Annotated in this window: 15 protein-coding genes; 6 read left to right on the top strand and 9 right to left on the bottom strand. The window is 66.5% G+C overall.

The features are described 5' to 3' along the window. The first annotated feature begins 57 nt into the window (after positions 1–57). Positions 58–603 carry a response regulator transcription factor gene (locus tag ACWDTS_RS13765; RefSeq protein ID WP_450118375.1) on the top strand — a complete coding sequence of 182 codons (546 nt, stop codon included), beginning with the start codon at positions 58–60 and terminating at the stop codon, positions 601–603. Positions 604–1,125: 522 nt separating this feature from the next. After that, complete coding sequence (locus ACWDTS_RS13760) at positions 1,126–4,599, top strand: protein kinase domain-containing protein (protein WP_377439229.1); 3,474 nt, start codon at positions 1,126–1,128, stop codon at positions 4,597–4,599. Positions 4,600–4,634: 35 nt separating this feature from the next. Here the strand turns inward: ACWDTS_RS13760 and ACWDTS_RS13755 are convergent, their stop codons facing one another. The 5 genes from ACWDTS_RS13755 to ACWDTS_RS13735 all read right to left on the bottom strand — a co-directional run bounded on the left by ACWDTS_RS13755 (position 4,635) and on the right by ACWDTS_RS13735 (position 10,166). Then, the gene (locus ACWDTS_RS13755) at positions 4,635–4,886 is read right to left on the bottom strand and encodes a DUF3263 domain-containing protein (RefSeq protein WP_006934236.1); all 252 of its coding nucleotides are present in this window, start codon (positions 4,884–4,886) and stop codon (positions 4,635–4,637) included. A gap of 75 nt (positions 4,887–4,961) precedes the next feature. Then, positions 4,962–6,407 carry an aldehyde dehydrogenase gene (locus ACWDTS_RS13750; RefSeq protein ID WP_450118374.1) on the bottom strand — a complete coding sequence of 482 codons (1,446 nt, stop codon included), beginning with the start codon at positions 6,405–6,407 and terminating at the stop codon, positions 4,962–4,964. 36 nt (positions 6,408–6,443) lie between these two features. Beyond that, a complete protein-coding gene (locus ACWDTS_RS13745; protein WP_450118373.1) occupies positions 6,444–7,550 on the bottom strand; it encodes an NAD(P)-dependent alcohol dehydrogenase in 1,107 nt (368 codons plus the stop codon). Positions 7,551–7,609: 59 nt separating this feature from the next. Next, positions 7,610–8,839 (bottom strand): NAD(P)/FAD-dependent oxidoreductase, encoded by a 1,230-nt coding sequence (locus tag ACWDTS_RS13740; protein ID WP_450118372.1) that lies wholly within the window; start codon positions 8,837–8,839, stop codon positions 7,610–7,612. A gap of 4 nt (positions 8,840–8,843) precedes the next feature. Further along, the gene (locus ACWDTS_RS13735; protein WP_450118371.1) at positions 8,844–10,166 is read right to left on the bottom strand and encodes a cytochrome P450; all 1,323 of its coding nucleotides are present in this window, start codon (positions 10,164–10,166) and stop codon (positions 8,844–8,846) included. Positions 10,167–10,517: 351 nt separating this feature from the next. Between ACWDTS_RS13735 and ACWDTS_RS13730 the strand changes: the two genes are divergently transcribed. Next, on the top strand, positions 10,518–10,838 hold the full coding sequence (locus tag ACWDTS_RS13730) for a 2Fe-2S iron-sulfur cluster-binding protein (RefSeq protein ID WP_450118370.1): 321 nt from the start codon (positions 10,518–10,520) through the stop codon (positions 10,836–10,838). A gap of 73 nt (positions 10,839–10,911) precedes the next feature. Here ACWDTS_RS13730 and ACWDTS_RS13725 read toward each other — a convergent pair whose 3' ends face one another. Together ACWDTS_RS13725 and ACWDTS_RS13720 are read right to left on the bottom strand one after the other, a co-directional pair. Further along, positions 10,912–11,859, bottom strand: coding sequence for a helix-turn-helix transcriptional regulator (locus ACWDTS_RS13725; RefSeq protein ID WP_450118369.1), 948 nt, complete (start codon positions 11,857–11,859; stop codon positions 10,912–10,914). Between the two features lie 28 nt (positions 11,860–11,887). Further along, positions 11,888–13,018, bottom strand: coding sequence for a LuxR C-terminal-related transcriptional regulator (locus tag ACWDTS_RS13720; RefSeq protein WP_450118368.1), 1,131 nt, complete (start codon positions 13,016–13,018; stop codon positions 11,888–11,890). A gap of 245 nt (positions 13,019–13,263) precedes the next feature. Here ACWDTS_RS13720 and ACWDTS_RS13715 point away from each other — a divergent pair, with 245 nt between their 5' ends. Together ACWDTS_RS13715 and ACWDTS_RS13710 are read left to right on the top strand one after the other, a co-directional pair. Beyond that, complete coding sequence (locus ACWDTS_RS13715) at positions 13,264–14,043, top strand: enoyl-CoA hydratase/isomerase family protein (RefSeq protein WP_450118367.1); 780 nt, start codon at positions 13,264–13,266, stop codon at positions 14,041–14,043. A 387-nt stretch (positions 14,044–14,430) separates the two neighbouring features. Next, entirely contained in the window at positions 14,431–16,125 is a 1,695-nt protein-coding gene (locus ACWDTS_RS13710) for an AMP-binding protein (protein WP_450118366.1), read from the top strand. A gap of 1,040 nt (positions 16,126–17,165) precedes the next feature. On the opposite strand, the gene ACWDTS_RS13705 is transcribed toward ACWDTS_RS13710, so the two are convergent. Then, positions 17,166–17,582, bottom strand: coding sequence for a MaoC family dehydratase (locus tag ACWDTS_RS13705; RefSeq protein WP_450118365.1), 417 nt, complete (start codon positions 17,580–17,582; stop codon positions 17,166–17,168). Continuing rightward, positions 17,582–18,031 carry an FAS1-like dehydratase domain-containing protein gene (locus tag ACWDTS_RS13700; protein ID WP_450118364.1) on the bottom strand — a complete coding sequence of 150 codons (450 nt, stop codon included), beginning with the start codon at positions 18,029–18,031 and terminating at the stop codon, positions 17,582–17,584. Before ACWDTS_RS13700 ends, ACWDTS_RS13705 begins: the two co-directional genes overlap by 1 nt. Before the next feature lie 65 nt (positions 18,032–18,096). On the opposite strand from ACWDTS_RS13700, the gene ACWDTS_RS13695 reads away from it, so the two are divergent. After that, positions 18,097–19,272 carry an acyl-CoA dehydrogenase family protein gene (locus ACWDTS_RS13695; protein ID WP_450118363.1) on the top strand — a complete coding sequence of 392 codons (1,176 nt, stop codon included), beginning with the start codon at positions 18,097–18,099 and terminating at the stop codon, positions 19,270–19,272. Positions 19,273–19,274: the final 2 nt, after the last annotated feature.

Genomic DNA, 19,274 nt, shown 5'->3' with positions numbered 1-19,274 from the left:
GAGATCGTGCGGCGCCGTTCGCCGGTGCTGGTTCCCCGGGCGCAGGCAGACGACCGCGTGGACCCGGGCTTCAAGCAGGTCACGAGCACTTCCTCCTACGTCGCCGCTCCCATCATGGTCGGCTCCGGAGTGTTCGGCTTCGTCCACGCCGACAGCCCGAGCGACGGCCGGGAGGTCGGCGAGTTCGATCGGACGCTTGTCCGCACGTTCTCGGAATGTCTCGGCTATGCCCTGGAACGTCTCTACTATCAGGAACGCCTCCGGACGATCCGGCAGCAGGTCACCGCCGTCATGGATGCCTCGCCGGACATGCTGGACGAAATGATCGCTTCCAACGAAGAGTCGGCGAACGATTCGGTCGTTGCGCTTCCGGGATATCGCCACCCGATGCAGTCCGGCCACCCTGTGGGGAATGTGGACCTGCTGACCCGGCGGGAGCTCGAGGTCCTTGCGCACATGGCCGAGGGTGACTCGAATGCCCGCATCGCGAACCGGCTGTTCATCTCGGAGGCCACAGTCAAGGCCCACGTGAGGCACATTCTGCGCAAACTCGGTGCCGCCAACCGAGCCGAAGCGGTCTCCCGCTATCTTCGGGCGGGGTAACTCCTTCCGGCATCGAGGAATCCGACGCGAGTGCCAGGGCGGGGATGCCGCGCGGTCCCGGCTCCCGCTCCAGGAACAAGGGATTACCGATTTCGGTCTTCCGCTGCTCGGGGCCCTCGGTGACCGGACTCGTGCCGGGCGGCATGTATTCACCGATGGTTCTGCGGCACAACGAAATCGAGGTGCCCGTGCTGGAATCCGACAACCGCGCGATCGCCGCGCTCAGCGTCACAGGTCCCGTCAACCGATTCCGGCCCGAACTCCACCCCGCCTCGGTCCGGGCGGCAGTAGCCGGTGTGGCTGTTACCCTCGCGCGCCGGACGCACATGCTGGAAACACGTGAAATGTGGCGCCGTGAGTGCGGGACCGGCCTGCTCCGAAGCCCGCACTCATGGCGGTCTCGACTCCCGCCTGAGTCTGTGCCGGTAAGGCTAGAATGAGGAACCAAACCCAGGTAGAGCCATGTGCAACCATGATCCGACCGGAGACAGTCAGTGGCGTAACAGTCGGTGAGGACCAACCGTGTCGGACGAAGCCGTCGAGCATCCCTCGAACCAGTTCGAGAGAGAGATAGCCAACGAGCTGGCTGCTGTCGGTTTCGACGAGCCTCGGGTGCTGGGCCGGGGCGGTTTCGGCATCATCTACCGTTGCCGTCAACCCGTCCTGGACCGGGTAGTGGCGATCAAGGTCTTGAGCTCGAACCCCGATGAGGCCGATCGCATTCGCTTCCTGCGTGAGCAGCAGGCGATGGGCCGGCTGTCGGGGCATCCGAACATCGTGCACGTGCTCGAGGCCGGCGTCACTCATACCGGACGTCCCTACATCGTGATGCCGTTCCACCGCCGCGACTCGCTCGACGCGTGGATCACCCGGCGCGGGGCGCGCACGGTTCCCGAGGTGCTCGACATCGGGATCAAGATGGCCGGAGCTTTGGAGACGGCGCATCGGGCCGGGGTGCTGCACCGGGACATCAAACCGGCGAACATCTTGCTCTCCGAGTACGGCGAACCGCAACTCGCCGATTTCGGGATCGCCCGACTGGCGGACCGGCAGGACACCACCCGAGGCTTGGTGGTGGGTTCCCCCGCCTACACCGCGCCGGAGGTGTTGCACGGACGCTCACCCTCGGTCGCCTCGGACGTCTACGGACTCGGCGCCACCTTGTTCACCGCGCTGGCCGGCCGCCCCGCCTTCGCTCGGCGCCGCGGGGAGGAACTGGTGGAGCAGCTGTTGCGGATCAGCACCGAACCGATCCCCGATCTGCGCGCACACGAGGTCCCGGAGGGCGTCCGGGTGGTGATCGAGCAGGCGATGGCCCGCGACCCCGCCGACCGCTTCGGCACGGCGGCGGCGCTGGGGGAGGCGCTGCGCCGGGCCGGGACGGATCTGGGATACCACGTTGCCGACCTGCCGCTGCCGCTGGCGGGGGACGAGGAGAGCCCACCACAGCGGGAAAACCGTGACCCTGCGGGGACCGCGGCGTACCTGCGCCTCGAGCCGTCGGCCGGGGCGTCCGGGCCCGTCCCTCCGCCCGCCGTGACCACCAAGTACCGCCCCCCGGTCACGGCTCACGCGATGGTGCCGCGCACCCGGCTGCTCGGCAGGCTCGGGACCGCGACCCGACCCCGGTTGATCTTGATTCATGGTCCGGCCGGATACGGAAAGACCACCCTGGCCACCCAGTACGTGCAGATGCTCGAGCGCACCGGCGGCACGACCGCCTGGCTGACCATCGACGAGGACGACAACACCCCGGCGTGGTTTCTCGCGCATCTCGTCGATGCGATCACGGTGACCCTGCCCGGGTTGGGCACCGAGTTGACCCGGGCGCTGGAAGGACACGGGGGCGGCGCCGAGCGGTTCGTGCTGACCACCCTGATCAACCGGACGCATGCGGGTGGGCAGCACATCGCGGTGGTCCTCGACGACTGGCACCGGGTGACCAACCCGGCCAGCCGGTCCATCGCCCGGTTCCTGCTCGAACAGGGCTGCCACCACCTGCAGCTGGTCGTCACCAGCAGGACCCGGCAGGGTCTGCCGTTGAGCGGCCTGCGCGTGCGCAACGAACTGATCGAAATCGACTCGGCCGCATTACGCTTCGACCTCGACGAGTCCCGGGAACTGCTCACCGGCGCCACGGATGTGCAGCTCGACGAGGAGGAGGTCGTCGATCTGGAGGAATCGACCGACGGGTGGGTGGCGGCGCTGCAATTGGCCTCCCTGGCCCTGCGCGAACACCACGATCCGCGCACGGCGATCCGTCATCTGTCCGGCCGGCACCGGGCTCTCGGCGAGTACCTCGCCGAGAACGTCCTCGATACCCTGGAGCCGGATCTGCTCGACTTCCTGCTCGCCACGTCGATCACCGAGCGCACGTGCGCTGCTCTCGCCACCGCCCTGACCGGCCGTGGGCATACCCAGGCGGTGCTCGAAGACATCGAGGCGCGGAACCTGTTCCTCACGCGTCTCGACGAGGAGGGACAGTGGTTCCGCTACCACCACCTGTTCGCCGAGTTCCTGCGCCGCCGGCTCGAGCGTGACGATCCGGAACGCCTGATCGAGTTGCATCACACCGCCGCCGAGTGGTTTCTCGAACAGCACCTACTCAGCCCGGCTGTGGATCACTTCCTCGTCGCCGGCAGCGACGACGACGCGATCGATGCCGTCGAACACGAGGCGATACCACTGCTCGAGCACTCACAGATGAGCACCCTGCTCGGCCTGGCCGCGAAGCTCCCCGGCACGTCCAGCGCGCGCCGGCTGCGCCTACAGACCGCGCTGGCCTGGGCGCATGCCATCCTGCATCATCGCGTTGCCGCCGCCGAGGCGCTCGGCAACATCGCGGCAGCTCTGCCGTCGGCAACCGCAGACGAAGCTGACATCCGAGCCGAAGCAGCGCTCATCCGGGCCACGGTCAACGCCTTCGACGACCGGCTCGACGGGATGGATGCGGCGGTCGAGGCCTGCACCGCCCGTGCCGACCGGCTCCGCCCCTGGGTCCTGTGCGGCACCGCTGACGTCGCGTCGTTTCGATCGATCCATCGGTTCGACTTTGCCGAGGCCCGGCGCTGGCAGCAATGGGTACGTCCATACCATCGGCGATCTTCCGGGCCCTTCAGCGTCATCTACGGGTACTGCCTCGACGGGCTGGCCGCACGAGAACAACTCGATCTCGGCGATGCCGAGGCCAGTTTCCGTCATGCCATGCAGCTGGCAACCGAGCGGGGAGTGGAACTGTCCTACGGCTCCCGGCTCACCGGGGCCCTGCTCGGAGACCTGCTGTACGAGCAGGGGAACCTTGCCGAGGCCGAGCGATTCCTCGACCAGAGCCACAGTCTCGGGGCCGAAGGCGGAACGGTCGATTTCATGCTGTCCACCTACGTCGTCGGTGCGCGCCTGAAGCACCGGCTCGGCCGGTACGACGCTGCTGCCGAGCGATTGAACGAAGGCGAACAGCTGGCACGTACATTGCAACTTCCGCGCCTGTCGGCGCACCTCGTGAACGAGCGCATTCGCCTGGGAATCGGATCCGGGCATTTCAGCCCGGACAGCTTTCCTCGGCAGCTCCCGCAAGAACCGCTGGACGGTATCAGTCGGGTTACCACCGAGATCACAGAGGAATCGGTCATCCGGCTCCTTGTTGCCGGCTCGGCCAGCGCCCGGACGCAGGCCTGTGACAGAGCTCGAGTGCTTGCAGAGTCGATCGACGCCACCTGGCGGCCGAGAGCATCCCTCTATGCGCGCGTGTTGCTGACCGAGTGCCTAGCCACTGCCGGGTCGGACCGTGAGGCGGAGCGCGTGGTTCTTCCGGTGCTCGAGCAATGCGCCGGGGTCAGTATCGTCCAGCCCTTACTGGATGCGGGGTCCGCTGTAAGCGTCCTTCTGCACCGCATCGCGCAGGAGCGCAGCGCCCACGGTCTCAGTCCCGCAACGGCTCTCTACCTGGACCGATTGCTGGAGAGCCCGAACCCGTCCACGACTCCGGACGATGCGTGAACCCGGGAACGCGGCATCTGCCACGACCGCGTATTTCACCGTCCTCGGTTGGGCGACGTCGACTTCTGCTGGACGACCGTGGGATAGCCGAGTTTGCGTGTGCAAAGGCTCTTCAGACGGCGCCGCGTCCCGGCGTCGATCTTCGGTTGCGCGTCGAGGAGACACCGCAATCGGTGGTAGAAGTCGGTGGGGACGAGTCCGAACTCGGGAAGGATGTGCTCGTCGCCGCCGTCGTAGGGTGCCCACTGCACCGCGAAGTCGAGCAGCGCGACTTCATCTTTCGTCATTGTGTCTCCTTTCCTGGCACCTACCGCCGCGGGCGCGGCTGCATGCTTGTGCATGCGGCCGCGCCCACGCCGGGGTCATCGCACGTCGAGGTAGATGCTCTTGAGTTGTTGGTAGCTTGCCAGTCCTTCGGGTCCGAGTTCCCGTCCGAGTCCGCTGTTCTTGATGCCGCCGAAGGGGGCGGTCGGATCGTTGGCGTAGCCGTTGATACCGACCGTGCCGCTGGCGATGTTGCGGGCGAAGCGTGCACCGCGTTCGGGGTCTGCGGTCCAGACCGAACCCCCGAGGCCGTAGTCCGAGTGGTTGGCGATGGCCACGGCCTCGGCCTCGTCGGTGTAGGGGATGACCGACAGCACCGGGCCGAAGATCTCCTCCTGCGCGATGGTGTGCCCGGTCTGGACGTCGGCGAAGATGGTGGGCTCGACGAACCAGCCGTGATCTGTCCCGGCGGGACGCTTGCCGCCGGTGGTGATTCGCCCGCCGTCCGACTTGCCCTTCTCGATGTAGCCCTCGACGCGGTCGCGTTGACGGGCCGAGACCAGCGGTCCCATCTGGGTGGTGTCGGAGAGCGGGTCTCCGACCGATAGGCCCTTGGCGAGATCGGTTATGGTGTCGACGATCTCGTCGTAGCGGGAGCGCGGCGCCAGGACGCGGGTGCCGAGCCAGCAGATCTGCCCGTTGTTGAGCAGTGTCGCCGCATAGAAGGATTCGACGTTCGCGGCGAGGTCGGCGTCGTCGAGGACCACGGCGGCGGACTTGCCGCCGAGCTCGAGGGTGACCGGGCGCAGCAGCTCACCGCATGTCCGGCCGATGGCCCGGCCGGCTGCGGTGGAGCCGGTGAACGAGACCTTGTCGATGCCCGGGTGCGCCACCAGGTAGGCGCCGAGTTCGCGGCCGCCCGGGACGATGTTGAGTACACCTGCGGGCAGGCCCGCCGCGATCGCCGCTTCGGCCATCAGGAAGGCGTCGAGCACGGTCTCCGGAGACGGCTTGAGGACCACGGTGCAGCCGGCGGCGAGCGCCGGAGCGAGCTTGAGGAACGTGATGGCCTGGGGGACGTTCCACGGCACGATCGCGCCCACCACGCCGATGGGGGAGCGAGTGACGAGGGTCGATCCGCCGAGCATGCCGGGACGAATCTCGTCCTCCTGTTTCGCCGCCATCTCGGAGTAGTAGCGGAGCAGGATAGGCGGGAAGCCGCCCTCGAACTGCCGGGCCAGGCTGATGGGCATGCCGTTCTGGCTGCTCACCCGGGTCGCAGTGTCCTCGGCGCGGGATTCGAGTTCGTCGGCGAAGCGGCCCAGCACCTCGGCGCGCCGGGCGGCGCTCCACGACGCCCAGCCGTCCGGGCCGGTGAACGCCGCGCGGGCGGCCTCGACCGCATCGTCGATGTCGGACTCGGTGCCGTCCGGCACCGAGCCGATCCGCTGTTCGGTGCTCGGCGAGATGACCGAGATCGTCGCATCGCCGGACGGCCGTACCCATCCGCCGCGGATGTAGAGATCGGTGTAGTCGATCGTCATCGGGGTGTCCTTCTCGAAAGTGTGTCGGTGGGGTGGTCAGTCCTGCACGAGCACGGGCTTGAGCACCTCGCCCCGGTGCTGGGCCTCGATCGCGTCGTTGATCTTCGCGAAGGGGAAGGTGGTGACGAGCTTGTCGAGCGGGAACCTGCCCGCCTTGTAGAGCTCGACCAGTTCGGGGATGAACTCGTCGGGGACACTGTCGCCCTCGATGATCCCCGTGATCGTGAGTCCCATGGCGAGGGAGTTGATGATGTTCAGCGGCACGGAGGCCGCCGGGTCGGCGGGCACGCCGATGAGGCCGATCTTGCCGTGGAAGGTCATGGCTCCGACGAGCGACTCGATCACGGCCGGGACGCCGGAGGTGTCGATCGCGTAGTCGACACCGGCCGGGACGATGGCCCGGACCCGCTCGGCGAGGGGGCCGGCAGCCGGATCGACGACGTGGGTGGCGCCCAGTTCGAGGGCGAGTTCACGCCGGGACCGATGGGGTTCGACGGCAATGATGGTGGTGCAGCCCTGCACGACGGCACCCATGACGGCGGCCAGGCCGACGGAGCCGGCGCCGGCGACCAGTAGCGCCGAGCCGGGTCGGCAGTCGAGGGAGCGCATCACGGCGCCCGCCCCGGTCTGGATGCCGCAGCCGAGGGGGGCGAGGAGTTCGGCCGGGACGTCGTCGGGAACCTTCACGACGTTGCGTTCGAAGGCGAGGCTGTAAGTGGCGAAGGAGGACTGTCCGAAGAACAGGCCGGTGAGGCGCTCACCGTCGGGGGTGGACAGCGGGCCGGTGCCGTCGTCGCGCACCCCGTCGTAGGCGAGGTGCATGAACTGGTGGCAGTAGGAGGGTGCCCCCGTGCTGCACGACGGGCAGGTTCCACAGCTGTTGAAGGTGATGCCCACGCGGTCGCCGGGTGCGACCTTGGTGACGCCGGAGCCGACTTCCCTTACGATGCCGCATCCTTCGTGGCCGAGGACGGCGGGCAGCCCGGTCGGGAGGGCGCCGTCGCGTGCAGCGAGGTCGGTGTGGCAGATGCCGACGGCCTCGATCTCGACGAGGACCTCACCGGCTCTCGGTCCCTCGATGGTGATCGGCTCGAGGGTGAATTCGGCGTGCGGCTCTCTCGCGACTGCTGCGAGTGCTTCCATCGTCACATACTCCATGTCTTGAGGGCCGGCCCGGCAGGGCCGGCGGAAATCGAAATGCTCTACAGCACGGCGTCCCGCAACGAGGTCGCGGGATCGGCGAGTGCGGCAGGGTCGAGCTTGGTGCGGTTACCGATGAAGCGTTTGCCGGCCATGAATTCGGCAGCGGCGTTGACGGTCTCGACGGCGACGGGAACGCCGTCGCTGTCGAGGTGGAACAGGGCGAAGGAAGACTCGGACGGATCTCCGCGCAGGACTGCCCGGGTGCCAAAATCAACCATTCCGGCCATCTTTATCTTCAGGTCGAACTGATCGGACCAGAACCACGGCACCTCGTGGGGCGGCAGTGGTGCGCCGGTGATGACGGCTGCTGCTTGTTTCGCTTGCTCTACCGCGCTGGGGATACTTTCCAATCGCACCATCTTGCCCAGGGTGTCGTGCTGACGGTAGGTCACGTCCCCGATCGCGAGAACATGTGGGTCGCTCGTGCGGGTCGAACCGTCCACCACGATCCCGGTGAGGCAGTCGATGCCCGCGTCCCGAGCCAGTGTGTCGTTGGGGATCGCTCCGACGCCCACCAGCACCAGGTCGCAGGCGATGTGGGTGCCGTCGGCGAGGGTGACTCCACCGACGCGGCCGGCTGTCCCGGTGATCTCCCGGACCTCGGCTCCTGTGACGATGCGCGTGCCGCGGTCGCGGTGGAACCGGGTGAGGGCGGACGAAAGCTCGGGACTGGCGACCCGGGCCAGTACCCGATCCTCACGCTCGACGACCGTGACGTCGCACCCGCGGGCGCGGGCCGACGCTGCGACCTCGAGACCGACGTACCCACCGCCGACGATGGCCAGGGAGGACCCGGTGTGGACCGCCTCGCGCAGGTGTGTGGCGTCGGCGAGGGTGCGCAGGCTCAGGACACCGGCGAGGTCGCTGCCGGGAAGCGTCAGGGTCCGCGGGGCGGCGCCGGTCGCGAGGACGAGCGTCGTGTACTCGAGGGTCGCACCGGATGCCGTCGTTGCGGTTCGCGCGTGCCGGTCGATGTGTACGACCGGATCGTCCAGCCGAGTCTCGATGGCGTTGTCGGCGTAGAAGGATTCCGGCTTGAGCCACTGCACGAACTCGTCGTCGGCGTACTTCTTCGACAACGGCGGGCGGTGATACGGCGGATACGCTTCCTCCCCGCACAGGACGATGCGGCCGTCGAACTTCTGCTGCCGCAGCATGCCGGCGAGTGTGCCGCCGGCATGCCCGGCACCGACGATCACCACGGTGGGCGACGGGTGTGGCGTGAGCATCGTGTTATCCGGTGAACTCGATTTTGACGGGCATGTTCTTGAGTCCACCGACGAAGTTGGTCTGGATCATCTTGGTGTCGTCCACCAGCTCGAGGGACTCGATGTGGGGGAGCAGTTCCTCGAACATGATGCGCAGTTCCAGCTTGGCCAGGTGCTGGCCGATGCACATGTGCGGGCCGTAGCCGAAGGCGATGTGCTTGTTGGGTCGGCGGGTGATGTCGAAGCGGTCGGGCTCGGGGATGACCTCGGCGTCGCGGTTGCCCGACTGGTACAGCAGCATGAAGCGGTCGCCCTTCTTGATGTCGCGGCCGCGCAGCGTGTAGTCCTGCGTCGCCTGACGCATGAAGTGCTTGACCGGCGAGGCCCAGCGCAGCGACTCGTTCACGAGGTGCGGCGCGAGCGCCAGGTCGGCCTTCACCTTCGCGAGCTGGTCCGGGTTGCGGCCGAGTTCGAGCATGCCGCCTGCGAGGGTGCTCGAGGTGGTGTCGTGGCCCGCGGTCGCGATGGCGATGAAGTACCCGTAGGCAATCTCGTTCGGGTAGTACTCACCATCCTTGTCGCGGGCCAGGGAGATGATCGTGGCGAGATCGTCTCGGGGATTGGCGCGGCGATCCTGGAGGAGCCGTTCGAAGTAGGCGTAGAAGTCCTGGATCGTGGCTACCCACTGCTTGGCGGCGGCATCCGGGGTGAGCGGTTCGACATCGTCACGGGCGGCGTCGGGGTCGGCTGTCCCGAAGAACTCCTGGGTCAGGGCCATCATCCGGGGTTCGTCCTCTTCGGGTACCCCGAACAGACTCATGATGACGTGCAGCGGGTAGTGCAGAGCGAAGTCCTTGACGAAGTCGATCCGGCCGTTCGTCTCGAGCAGCCGGGCAACGGACGCCTTGGCGAGTTCGCGAATGATGGTTTCCCACTTCGCGAGGTTGGTCGGCCGGAACCAGTCGAGGGCGATGTCCTTGACCTCGGTGTGCTCCGGCGGATCGAGGTAGGTGAGAGTTTCCAGGATGCGGAGGCTGCCGTTGTTGATGCTCTTGGTGAATTCGTCGCCGGCCTGGTTCGCCAGGATCGGGTTGACAGACCCCTTGTTTTCGCCGCCCGCACTCGTGAAGATGTCGGGCTGCCGCTCGATCTCCATGATGTCGGCATGCTTGCTCACCAGCCACAGGGGGTCGTATCCCTCGACCACGGCGCGGCCGAGCGGGTTGTTCTCGCGCAGCCAGCGGTAGGCCTCGAACAACGCGTCGTTGTCCCGGTGCCCTTCGGGAAGGACGATCTGACGGGCGACGGAATCCGGAATCAGTTCCGTGACCTGCTCTGTAGTGCTCATCGATTCCCCTTCGTGGTGCGGTGAGATGTCGCGGCGTACGTTGTGGCGCGCACGCCGACTGGAGTGATCTCAGCCTGTCAGCCATGAGAGTGAGGGGCATCACACCAGAGAACGAAAGTTGTCCACCCAACGGGGGATGTGTGCTCGGTCACCCTGCTGTCGCGTGCGGGCCCCCGCCGCAACTTTCACCCTCTGGGAGGGGGGTAATCGGTCGATGTGGTGATGCGTGCGTCGAGTGACCGGCGACACAATCTTGGGTATGGAGAACGCGGCCGCGCCTTCCGGGTACGGCATTTCACCCCGCGAGGCGGCCGCGCAGATGTTCACCGGTCGAATCTGAAGGAGATCGCCATGCCCACTGTCGTGTATCAGCTTCCGGACGGCTCGACGTCGTCCGTCGAGGTCCCGGCCGGTCAGAGCGTGATGGACGGATCGGTACGCAACAACCTTCCCGGCATCGTCGCCGAGTGTGGTGGCAGCTGTTCGTGCGCCACCTGCCACGTGTACGTGGACGAGGACTCCGCCGCGGTGTTCGGCGAGCCCACGGCGGAGGAGCAAGATCTTCTCGAGTTTCTCGACGGCGTCCAGCCGTGCTCTCGACTCGCCTGCCAGCTCGTGCTGACCCCCGACGTGGACACCATCACGGTGACCGTGCCGTCTTCCGACGCCTGACGACGTCGTCTGGTGAGCCTGCATTTGCCAGGCTCACCAGGTTGGGGCGAGCCTCTGTTCCGGCGCCACCGCGTCACCGGGGGGTGGAGCGGTACTTCGCGATCAGTTCGGCGCGGTTGGTAGCGCCCAGTTTTCGGAGAATGCGTTTCACATGCGACTTGACGGTGTCGATGGTGATGACCAGCTCGGCGGCGATCGCGGCGTTCGATGCACCGGTGAGAATCAAGCGAACGACATCCGTTTCGCGCTCGGTGAGCGGCTCGAGCAGTCGGTGGTCCACGTCGTTGTAGTCCGTGGAGAACGGTGCGCTGTCGGCCGCGCCGTGTGGAGGCAGTGCGTCGAAGTCGGTGTCGCTACTCCACCGCCGGGCGCTCTGGCGGAGGAGAAGGTCCTGGCGTTCACGACGCGATTCGAGACCGACCCGCTCGAAGCAGCCGCCGAGCATTTCCGCGAACACGATCAGGGCGTGGCGCCGTGGACCGTCCAGCACTGTGTCGACGTGCACGAGCGCGGTTGCGATCCCGTCGACAACGACCGGAACGGTAGCGAAACCTTTGTTTCCCAGAACTTCTCGTATCGAATCGGGAACCGCTTCGCTCATGGCGACCGTGTTCGTCGCGAGCGCCCGTGCTTCGGGAGAGCCCGGCACGAGGTCGAATCCGAGGGGCAGCGACGGTGTCGTGTCCGGGTCGGTGCCGAAGGAGATCGCAGGAATGATCCGATCCCCCTCGAGCCGAGACAAAAGCACCCTTTGCGCAGCGCAGAGGTCGGCGACACGCTCGCATGCGCGTCGCATGAGTTCTGCACTCGAGGCGGCGTCGTCCAAGTCGTGGACGGCACGATCGATGCCTGACGCAAGTGCACCGATCTCGGCGGTCCGTTGCTCGGCGACGGCTTTCCTGCGATCGAGGAGATCGACGAGGCGCCGGCCGAGTTCGGTGGCGCGCTCGGGGGTGGCGGTGCGCATGTCGGTGAGAATGTCCGAGATGGCGCGATCGAAATCGGCGTCCCCGGTCGTCATCTCTGGTTGCGCATGCGCGTCGGGGACGTTACGCGCCACCGGTCACCGTCTTGGCGTTGGCGTACAGCGCTGCCACTTCGGCGCGCGTCGATACCCCGAGCTTCTTGAAGATCCGTTGGACATGGCTCTTGACAGTGCCGTCGGAAATGCAGAGCTGCCTGGAGATTGCCGCATTGGTCGCCCCGGTCGCCATGAGTGTGAGCACTTCGCGCTCGCGGGCGGTCAGCGATTGCGTGTACGGAATGGCTGGGTCCTGCGACCCACCGTCCAGGGTCGCATCGTCGGGAGGAGGCAGTTCACTTGTACCGAGTTCGGGCATTGTTATCGGCGCGTGTTCGAGGTGCCGCAGGGCGCGGGTGAGGCGTTGGATCTCGGCGTCGACGTGCTCGTTACGCGCATAGATCTGTCGCCGCAGGTCGGCGCGTTCCTTCGACGAGGCGCAGGCCGCGGCGAGCGTACCGACGATGTGGACATCGGTGTCGGACAGCCCGTCGCTCTGCCGGTCGACGTGGATCATCGCCACTGCCCGGGATCCGATGACGACAGGAACGGCGATGTATCCCGCCGGGCGCGACAGGTCGATCAAGGGGCGGTACGTGTGCCGGTAGGTGTCGGAGGCGTCCACTGCGTACGGTCGGCGGCGTCGGACCAGTTCGGCTTCACGCGGGGCTTCCCGCAGGGGGATTTCCCGACCGTCGATGGCCCGGATGAGCTCGCGAAAGTCCCCGGTCAAGTCCGGGTTGACGGCAAGCGCGACGGGTGACCAGATGGAACCGCGGACCACCGAGAACATGGCCTTGCCGTACCCGAGGTTCGTGCACAGTTCCTGTGTCACGGTCCGTGCGATCTGGTCGGCTCCGGCGTCGATGGCACGCACGACGTGTTGGAGCGTCTCGAACTGCTCGGTGTGCATGCCCAGTCGCCGGGAAATGTCGTCGCGCTGGGCGGCATCGAGGCGCATCACGAGTTCGGCGAGCCGGACCGTCTGCTCAGGGGAGGTGGTGCCCTCCCGGAGTTTGCGGGCTGCAAAGGCGCGGATCACCGTCGGGTCGGGTTCGCCGGCCGCCAGGCGAACCAGGTTCGGTTCGCTTCCGAGAAGTTCCTGCAACTCTGCAATTGCCTGCTCGGCCAGCTCGAACGAACTCGTCGGAATGACCACTCACTACTCCTCGCGCCACGGCCGCCACAGGGATCGCGACGATACCCTTGCGTCTCCCTGTGACCTGACCCACAGTATAGAGGGCATCACCTGGGCGTTCGGCCGCCGCCCTCGTTCGACCCCAATGTATATGGTCAGTCCAATTTCGTCACCCCTTTGGTGGAAATCGCTCCGATCCGCTCTTGTCTCCGTCCCCTTGCGGCACTAGGGTCGAATGGTAAGACCAAAATGGAAGGATTGGCTGTATGGTTCCCTCGGTGCGCTACGACGTCGACGAGCACGTTGCCGTCCTCACTCTCGACCGCCCCGAAACGCGCAACGCCCTGTCCGACGACCTCTTGGACGAGCTTCTGGCCGCGCTCGAACGGGCGCGGGACGACGGCGACGTGCGGGTAGTCGTACTGGCGTCTTCGCACGAGAAGATCTTCTCGGCGGGCGGGGACCTGAAGGCGTTCGCGAGCGACACCCCGACGATCGTCAAGTATGCGGGTCTGGACCGCTTTCCGCGGCTGTACCGACTCATCGGCGGGCTCGGGAAGCCGGTGATCTGTGCGGCCGGTGGCGACGTGCTCGCGGGGGCATTCGGTCTCGCGCTCGCCTGCGACTTCGTACTGGCCAAGGAGTCGGCTCACTTCGGATGTCCGGAGATCAACGTCGGTGTCTTCCCGTTCATGATCTCCGCGCTCATCTACCGGAATGTCGGCCGGCTCAAGGCCAATGAGCTGATGATGTATGGAGAGAAGCTCACCGCTGCCGAAGCTCGGGAACTGGGGCTGGTGAATCGCGTGTTTCCGGACGGCGACTTCGATGCGGAAGTGCGTGCGTGGGCGTGCCGACTGGCGAGAAAGTCACCGCTGCTGATGCGCCTGGGCAAGGATGCCATCGACAACACTCGTGACATGTCGCTCCCGGATGCGCTTGCGACGCTGCAGTCGCAACTGGCCCTTGCATTCACCACGGAGGATCTTGTCGAAGGTGTCACGGCTTTCCGTGAGAAACGTTCGCCCGTGTGGAAAATGCGATGAAGCTTCCAAGGCCGGCTCCTGAGATCCCGTCGTCGACAGGAACCGGGCTGCCTGTCGGCCCGGCGACGGGATCGAGGGGTAGGTCCGGGGAGGACCGGAGGGGGATGGGCTCGCTGGCGGTGGCAGGACCGGGGTTGGCGAGTTGTAGCGGCATCGCAACGACTCGGTCGGCGCCAGGTTCGCGCAAAATCTGCTGATGTGGGCGGCATGTGACATCGGTCGAACAGGGCACCGTCGACGGTGAACGGCTCTGGGCCCCTTTGCTTGCCGATTGGCGGTGGGTGCAAGGAGCGCTGGGGAATGTCGTCGAAAGTGGTTGCCACTTCGGTCTAACCATTCTAATCTTTACGTAACCGTGTGGCAGAGCAAGAAGGACGGAATCCTCCCATGACGCGCGAACGAAACCTCGGCCGATACACCCCCCAGCAAGTAGAGGAGTTCTATGCCAGTGGCCAATGGGCCGACGAGAACTTCACTGAGCTTCTCCGGGCACGCGCCGAGAGGACTCCCGACAAGATCTTCGTCACCGACGGCGCGCAGGAGCTGACCTTCTCGCAGCTCTACGACAAATCGCAGCGGCTGGCGCTCGGCCTCCACCGAACAGGGCTTCGGGCCGGCGACCGTGTCGCCGTTCAACTGCCCAACTGGGGGGAGTTCGTCGTCGTCGCGGCGGCGCTCGCTCGGCTCGGGGTGGTGACGGTGCCGATCATGCCGATCTACCGGACCGATGAGGTGTCACACGTTGTCGCCGACGCCTCGATCCGGACGGCGATCGCACCGGCACAGTTCAAGGGCTTCGACTATGTGTCGATGTTCGACGGTATCCGGCGGTCGTCGCAGACGCTGGAGACGATCGTTGCGGTGCGCGCCTCGGACGAGAGCCGTCGGACACTTGCCGAGCGAGGCATCGAGGTTCTCGAGAACCTGGTCGTGGACGCGGAGCCCGACGTCGTCGACACGGAACTCGACTTCCGTGCCCACCCCGACGATCCGTTCGTCATCGTGTACACCTCCGGTACCACGTCGCGTCCCAAGGGCTGCCTGCACACCTTCAACACCTACGCTTCGGGCGCACGTGCACTGAAGACGGCGTTCGGGCACACCGAGGCAGATGTCCAGTTCGGGCCGTCCCCGATCACGCACACCACAGGACTCGTCACCAGTGTGCTCATCCCTCTGCTCAGCGGCGCGGCGACCCACATCATGGCGGAGTGGGACCCTGAGCGCGGGTTGGCCGAGATCAAGAAGTTCGGATGCACGGCCGCGGTCACGGCGACCACGTTCCTGCAGACGTTGTTGGCTGCGGCCGAAGAGGATCCGGACGCCGACCTCTCCTCCCTCCGGGTCTGGGTATGCGCCGGCTCCCCGATCCCAGCGGCCGTGGTGGAGAAGGCAAAGTCCGACCTTCCGACCACCGCCATCCTGTCGCTGTACGGGAGAAGTGAGAATCTCACCACGACGACCTGCACCGTCGAGGACGATCCGAGTCGGGCGGTCACGTCCGACGGCGCCGCGCTGCCGGGTGCAGAGGTCAAGGTTGTGGGCGAGGACGGCCTCGAGGTGACCCGGGGGAGTGAGGGTGACATCGCCTATCGGGGGCCCTCGCACATGATCGAGTACCTGAACCGGCCCGAGGACACCGCGGAGCTCTTCACTCCCGAGGGATTCTCGAGGTCCGGAGATCTCGGAGTCATGGATCCCGACGGCTTCGTCCGGGTCACCGGCAGAACCAAAGACATCGTGATCCGCGGTGGTATGAACATCAGTGTGCGTGAGGTCGAGGACAAGCTGGCCGATCACCCCGATATTCTCGCTCTCGCCGTGGTGGGAATGCCCGACGAGCGGCTCGGGGAGAAGGTGTGCTGCTACGTGGTGCCCAAGGAGGAGCAGAATGCTCCCACCCTGGACCATCTCCGCAACTATCTGCTCGAGCGGGGAGTTGCGATTCAGAAGACACCGGAACGCGTCGAGGTGGTCGCCGAGTTGCCCATGACCGCCACCGGGAAGATTCAGAAACACCTCCTCCGCCAGCGCATCGCGGCAGAGTTGGCTGCCGGCACCCAGGGACGGGCCCCGCGCTGACCTCGATCCGGTCCGCGTCGAGGACCGAGGTGCCGCTCGGGTGAGCCGATGCGGAGATATCGTCGGAATCTGCAATCGGTGGCGAGAGTGCATCTGAAAACCTCGGCAGCCGGGGCCCGGCGCGCGTGCAGTATGAGAAGCAGGTCGACTCCTGGTAGGTCAGGGAGTGTGACGTCGCGACCCGACCGGGAGTTCACCTGCGCTCATCGCGCCGGGCCCGTCCTGCCCGGCCCCGACACGGCGCCCGGCACCGAGGGTTCGGTGTACCCGTTGTCACCGACCGACACCCGGTGGAGTGGCGCGAGCCGCCCATGCCGCCCGTCGGGTAACACAAGGGGGGCATGGGTGAACGGCCCGAAAAGAACTGTCGCCGTGCTGTGCTCGATACGATCCTCCACGATTGTGCGGGCGGAATCGCGGGGCGGCAACTGCCGATGGGAGTGCCCGCCGGCGACGACGGTGTACGCGATTTTCGCCCGCTGTGGGGTGCGGCTGCGCAGCCGCGACGTCGTGCACGAGGCGGATCCGGGTCACCGACCGTGCGCTGCAGCTGACGGCGACGCTCCTCGACTCTCGGTCGCCGCCGGGCGCGGACACCGTGCCCGGTGACAGCCGCGGCTACGACACCGGGACGAGACCGAAAGCCGCACACGACACCTGACCCCGGCGCGAACAGGCTGTGCTGGCGGTGACGGGCACTCCTGCCCGTATTCGGGACCGGCACGGCGCGCACCGAGTGTGGTCACGCTGCGGGACCGGTGCTCCGGCGATCGAGCCTCAGGTGCGCCGACTACGCGGCGCGGCGCGTGCGATGGGTGACGAGCGTGCACACACCGCCGCTGCGCGCCCGACCACGAGACACCCGCCCGGCCGTCACGACGCGAGGAGCGCCTCGCCTCAATCATCGCGCTCGGACGTCGGCTCGTCCGTACGGCCCGCCTCCTCCGCGGGTGGTCGGCATCCCGAGAGGACAGGTGACTGATTCGAGCTCTCCGGGCGAGCGTCGAATACGGCGCCTTGGAACCCGATCAATGGGCTTGTCAGATCTCGGCGACGACAACCGTCGCCGAACCGGTGACGACCGGCCCCTTGGCTCCGGAGACGACGAGATCGAGCTCGGCCTGCGCCTCCCCGTCGGTCTCGGTGATCGCCGTGATCGTCCCGCTCACGGTCAGGGTGTCGCCCAGGAAGACTGGGGCGACGAAGCGCACTGCGAACGAGCGCACATGCTCGACACCGAAGGTGTCGGAGAGCCAGCCGGCCAGGATCCCGGCCTGCATCTGACCCATCGCGATGACGCCCGGGAACCCGGACGTCGCAACGAACTCGGGATCGTGATGCAGAGGATTGAAGTCGCCACCGGCACCGGCGAATCGCACGATGTCCGTCTGGGTGATCGGGCCGACCACGCGTACGTCGGTGACTGCACCGATGGGGGCCTTCGTGGGTGCTCTCATCATTGTTCTCCTCGCTCGATCAGCACTTCCTCCAGTCGCACCACCGGATCACCGTCGGAGTCGACGTACTCGGTCTCCAGCGTCAGTACGCGCATCGATCCGCCGCGCTTGCCCTCGCGTCGCGCGTCGTCGACGATGCGCCGGGTGCCGACGACGTGGTCGCCTGCACTCAGTGGTCGGAGATATGTCCACCTCACGGAGCCGACAACCACCCGCTCGAGTGCCAGGCCGAGCGTCTCGACAAACTCGCGCTGGTCGCGCTGATGCCCGGCGACGACCGTGTGGGTGAGGGTCGCGGGCACATCGGCGAACCCGGCTGCCTGGGCGACTTCCCGGTCCGTGTGGACGGGATCGGTGGTGAACGTCGCGCGGGCGAACTCACGGATCTTGCCGCGTTCGATGTCGTACTCGACTCGGTCCACCTCCCCGGAGTGGAGCGGTTCTGTCATCACGGTCCTCCTTTTTTGGACTGACCTATAGTATCATTTGGCCTAAATACGTGAGGAGGGGTTCCATGGAGCTCGCTGATTCCCCGGACGAAGCCCGGTTCCGCGCAGAAGTCCGAACATGGGCCGAGAAGACAGTTGCAACCCTGCCTTGGCCGGAACCGGTGGATCTGGTCGACAAGGTCCCGTTCTGGCGACAATGGCAGCGGTTGCTCTTCGACGCCGGCTACGGAGGAATGGCGTGGCCGAAGGAGTACGGCGGGCAGGCCGCCGACCCCATCCGCAAAGCCATCTTCACCGAGGAGATGGATCGCGTGGGCGCGCCGGAGCGACTCAACACGATCGGCGAGGACTTCGCCGGTCCCACCATCATCGACTTCGGCACACCAGCACAGAAGGAACGGTTCCTCCGCCCGATCCTCACCGGAGAAGAAATCTGGTGCCAGTTGTTCTCCGAACCGGAGGCCGGGTCCGACCTCGCGTCCCTGCGCACCAAGGCCACGAAGGTCGACGGCGGATGGAAGATCAACGGGCAGAAGATCTGGACCAGCCGAGCGCACATCGCGGCTCATGCCATCCTGCTCGCGCGCACGGGCGGGGGACCACGCCACAAGGGCATCACCTTTTTCCTGGTTCCCATGGACAGCGAGGGAATCACGGTTCGCCCGCTTGCCCATATGCTCGGTGAGGCCGAATTCAACGAGGTCTTCCTCGACGACGTGTTCATCCCCGACGATCTCGTCGTCGGCGACGTCGACGGCGGGTGGAAGGTGGCCATGGGCACGCTCGCGTACGAGCGGGTGGCGATCGCCACCGGCCGGGTCAACACCAAACGGGCCGTCGACGACATCGTCGACGACATCGCGGAGATGACCGACGAGTCGGGCCGCCCGCTCGGTGCGGATCCGCTGATCCGGCAGAAGGTCGCAGACCTCTACGGCCGCGCGCTCGTGCACTATCTCATCGGCCAGCGCGTGATCACCCTGGCGGCGAACGACGGCCCACCCGGTCCGGTGACATCGATCGGCAAGCTGTTCTTCTGCCCGCTCGTCGAAGAACTGGCGGATTTCCGGCTGTCCCTCGAGCCCGCCGGCGGCCAGTTCGCACTCGACGACGAGCAGCAGCGAACGTCACGCTGGCTCCGGCTCGCGTACCAGGCGCGCGGCACCGCCATCGCCGGTGGTTCCACCTTCATCCAGCGCAACATCGTCGCCGAGCGCATGCTCGAGATGCCGAGGAGCTGACA

The organism is Rhodococcus sp. NPDC003383 (assembly GCF_053589115.1).
This window is presented reverse-complemented; position numbering and strand designations above follow the sequence as displayed.

Bases quoted from the DNA above. Each gene is read 5' to 3' on its own strand.
- ACWDTS_RS13705 (WP_450118365.1), bottom strand. From the start codon at position 17,582: ATGAGAGCACCCACGAAGGCCCCCATCGGTGCAGTCACCGACGTACGC.
- ACWDTS_RS13755 (WP_006934236.1), bottom strand. From the start codon at position 4,886: ATGACGAAAGATGAAGTCGCGCTGCTCGACTTCGCGGTGCAGTGGGCA.
- ACWDTS_RS13725 (WP_450118369.1), bottom strand. From the start codon at position 11,859: ATGACGACCGGGGACGCCGATTTCGATCGCGCCATCTCGGACATTCTC.
- ACWDTS_RS13715 (WP_450118367.1), top strand. From the start codon at position 13,264: ATGGTTCCCTCGGTGCGCTACGACGTCGACGAGCACGTTGCCGTCCTC.
- ACWDTS_RS13750 (WP_450118374.1), bottom strand. From the start codon at position 6,407: ATGACGATCGACTACACCGATCTCTACATCCGCGGCGGATGGGTACGG.
- ACWDTS_RS13745 (WP_450118373.1), bottom strand. From the start codon at position 7,550: ATGGAAGCACTCGCAGCAGTCGCGAGAGAGCCGCACGCCGAATTCACC.
- ACWDTS_RS13730 (WP_450118370.1), top strand. From the start codon at position 10,518: ATGCCCACTGTCGTGTATCAGCTTCCGGACGGCTCGACGTCGTCCGTC.
- ACWDTS_RS13700 (WP_450118364.1), bottom strand. From the start codon at position 18,031: ATGACAGAACCGCTCCACTCCGGGGAGGTGGACCGAGTCGAGTACGAC.
- ACWDTS_RS13740 (WP_450118372.1), bottom strand. From the start codon at position 8,839: ATGCTCACGCCACACCCGTCGCCCACCGTGGTGATCGTCGGTGCCGGG.
- ACWDTS_RS13695 (WP_450118363.1), top strand. From the start codon at position 18,097: ATGGAGCTCGCTGATTCCCCGGACGAAGCCCGGTTCCGCGCAGAAGTC.
- ACWDTS_RS13710 (WP_450118366.1), top strand. From the start codon at position 14,431: ATGACGCGCGAACGAAACCTCGGCCGATACACCCCCCAGCAAGTAGAG.
- ACWDTS_RS13735 (WP_450118371.1), bottom strand. From the start codon at position 10,166: ATGAGCACTACAGAGCAGGTCACGGAACTGATTCCGGATTCCGTCGCC.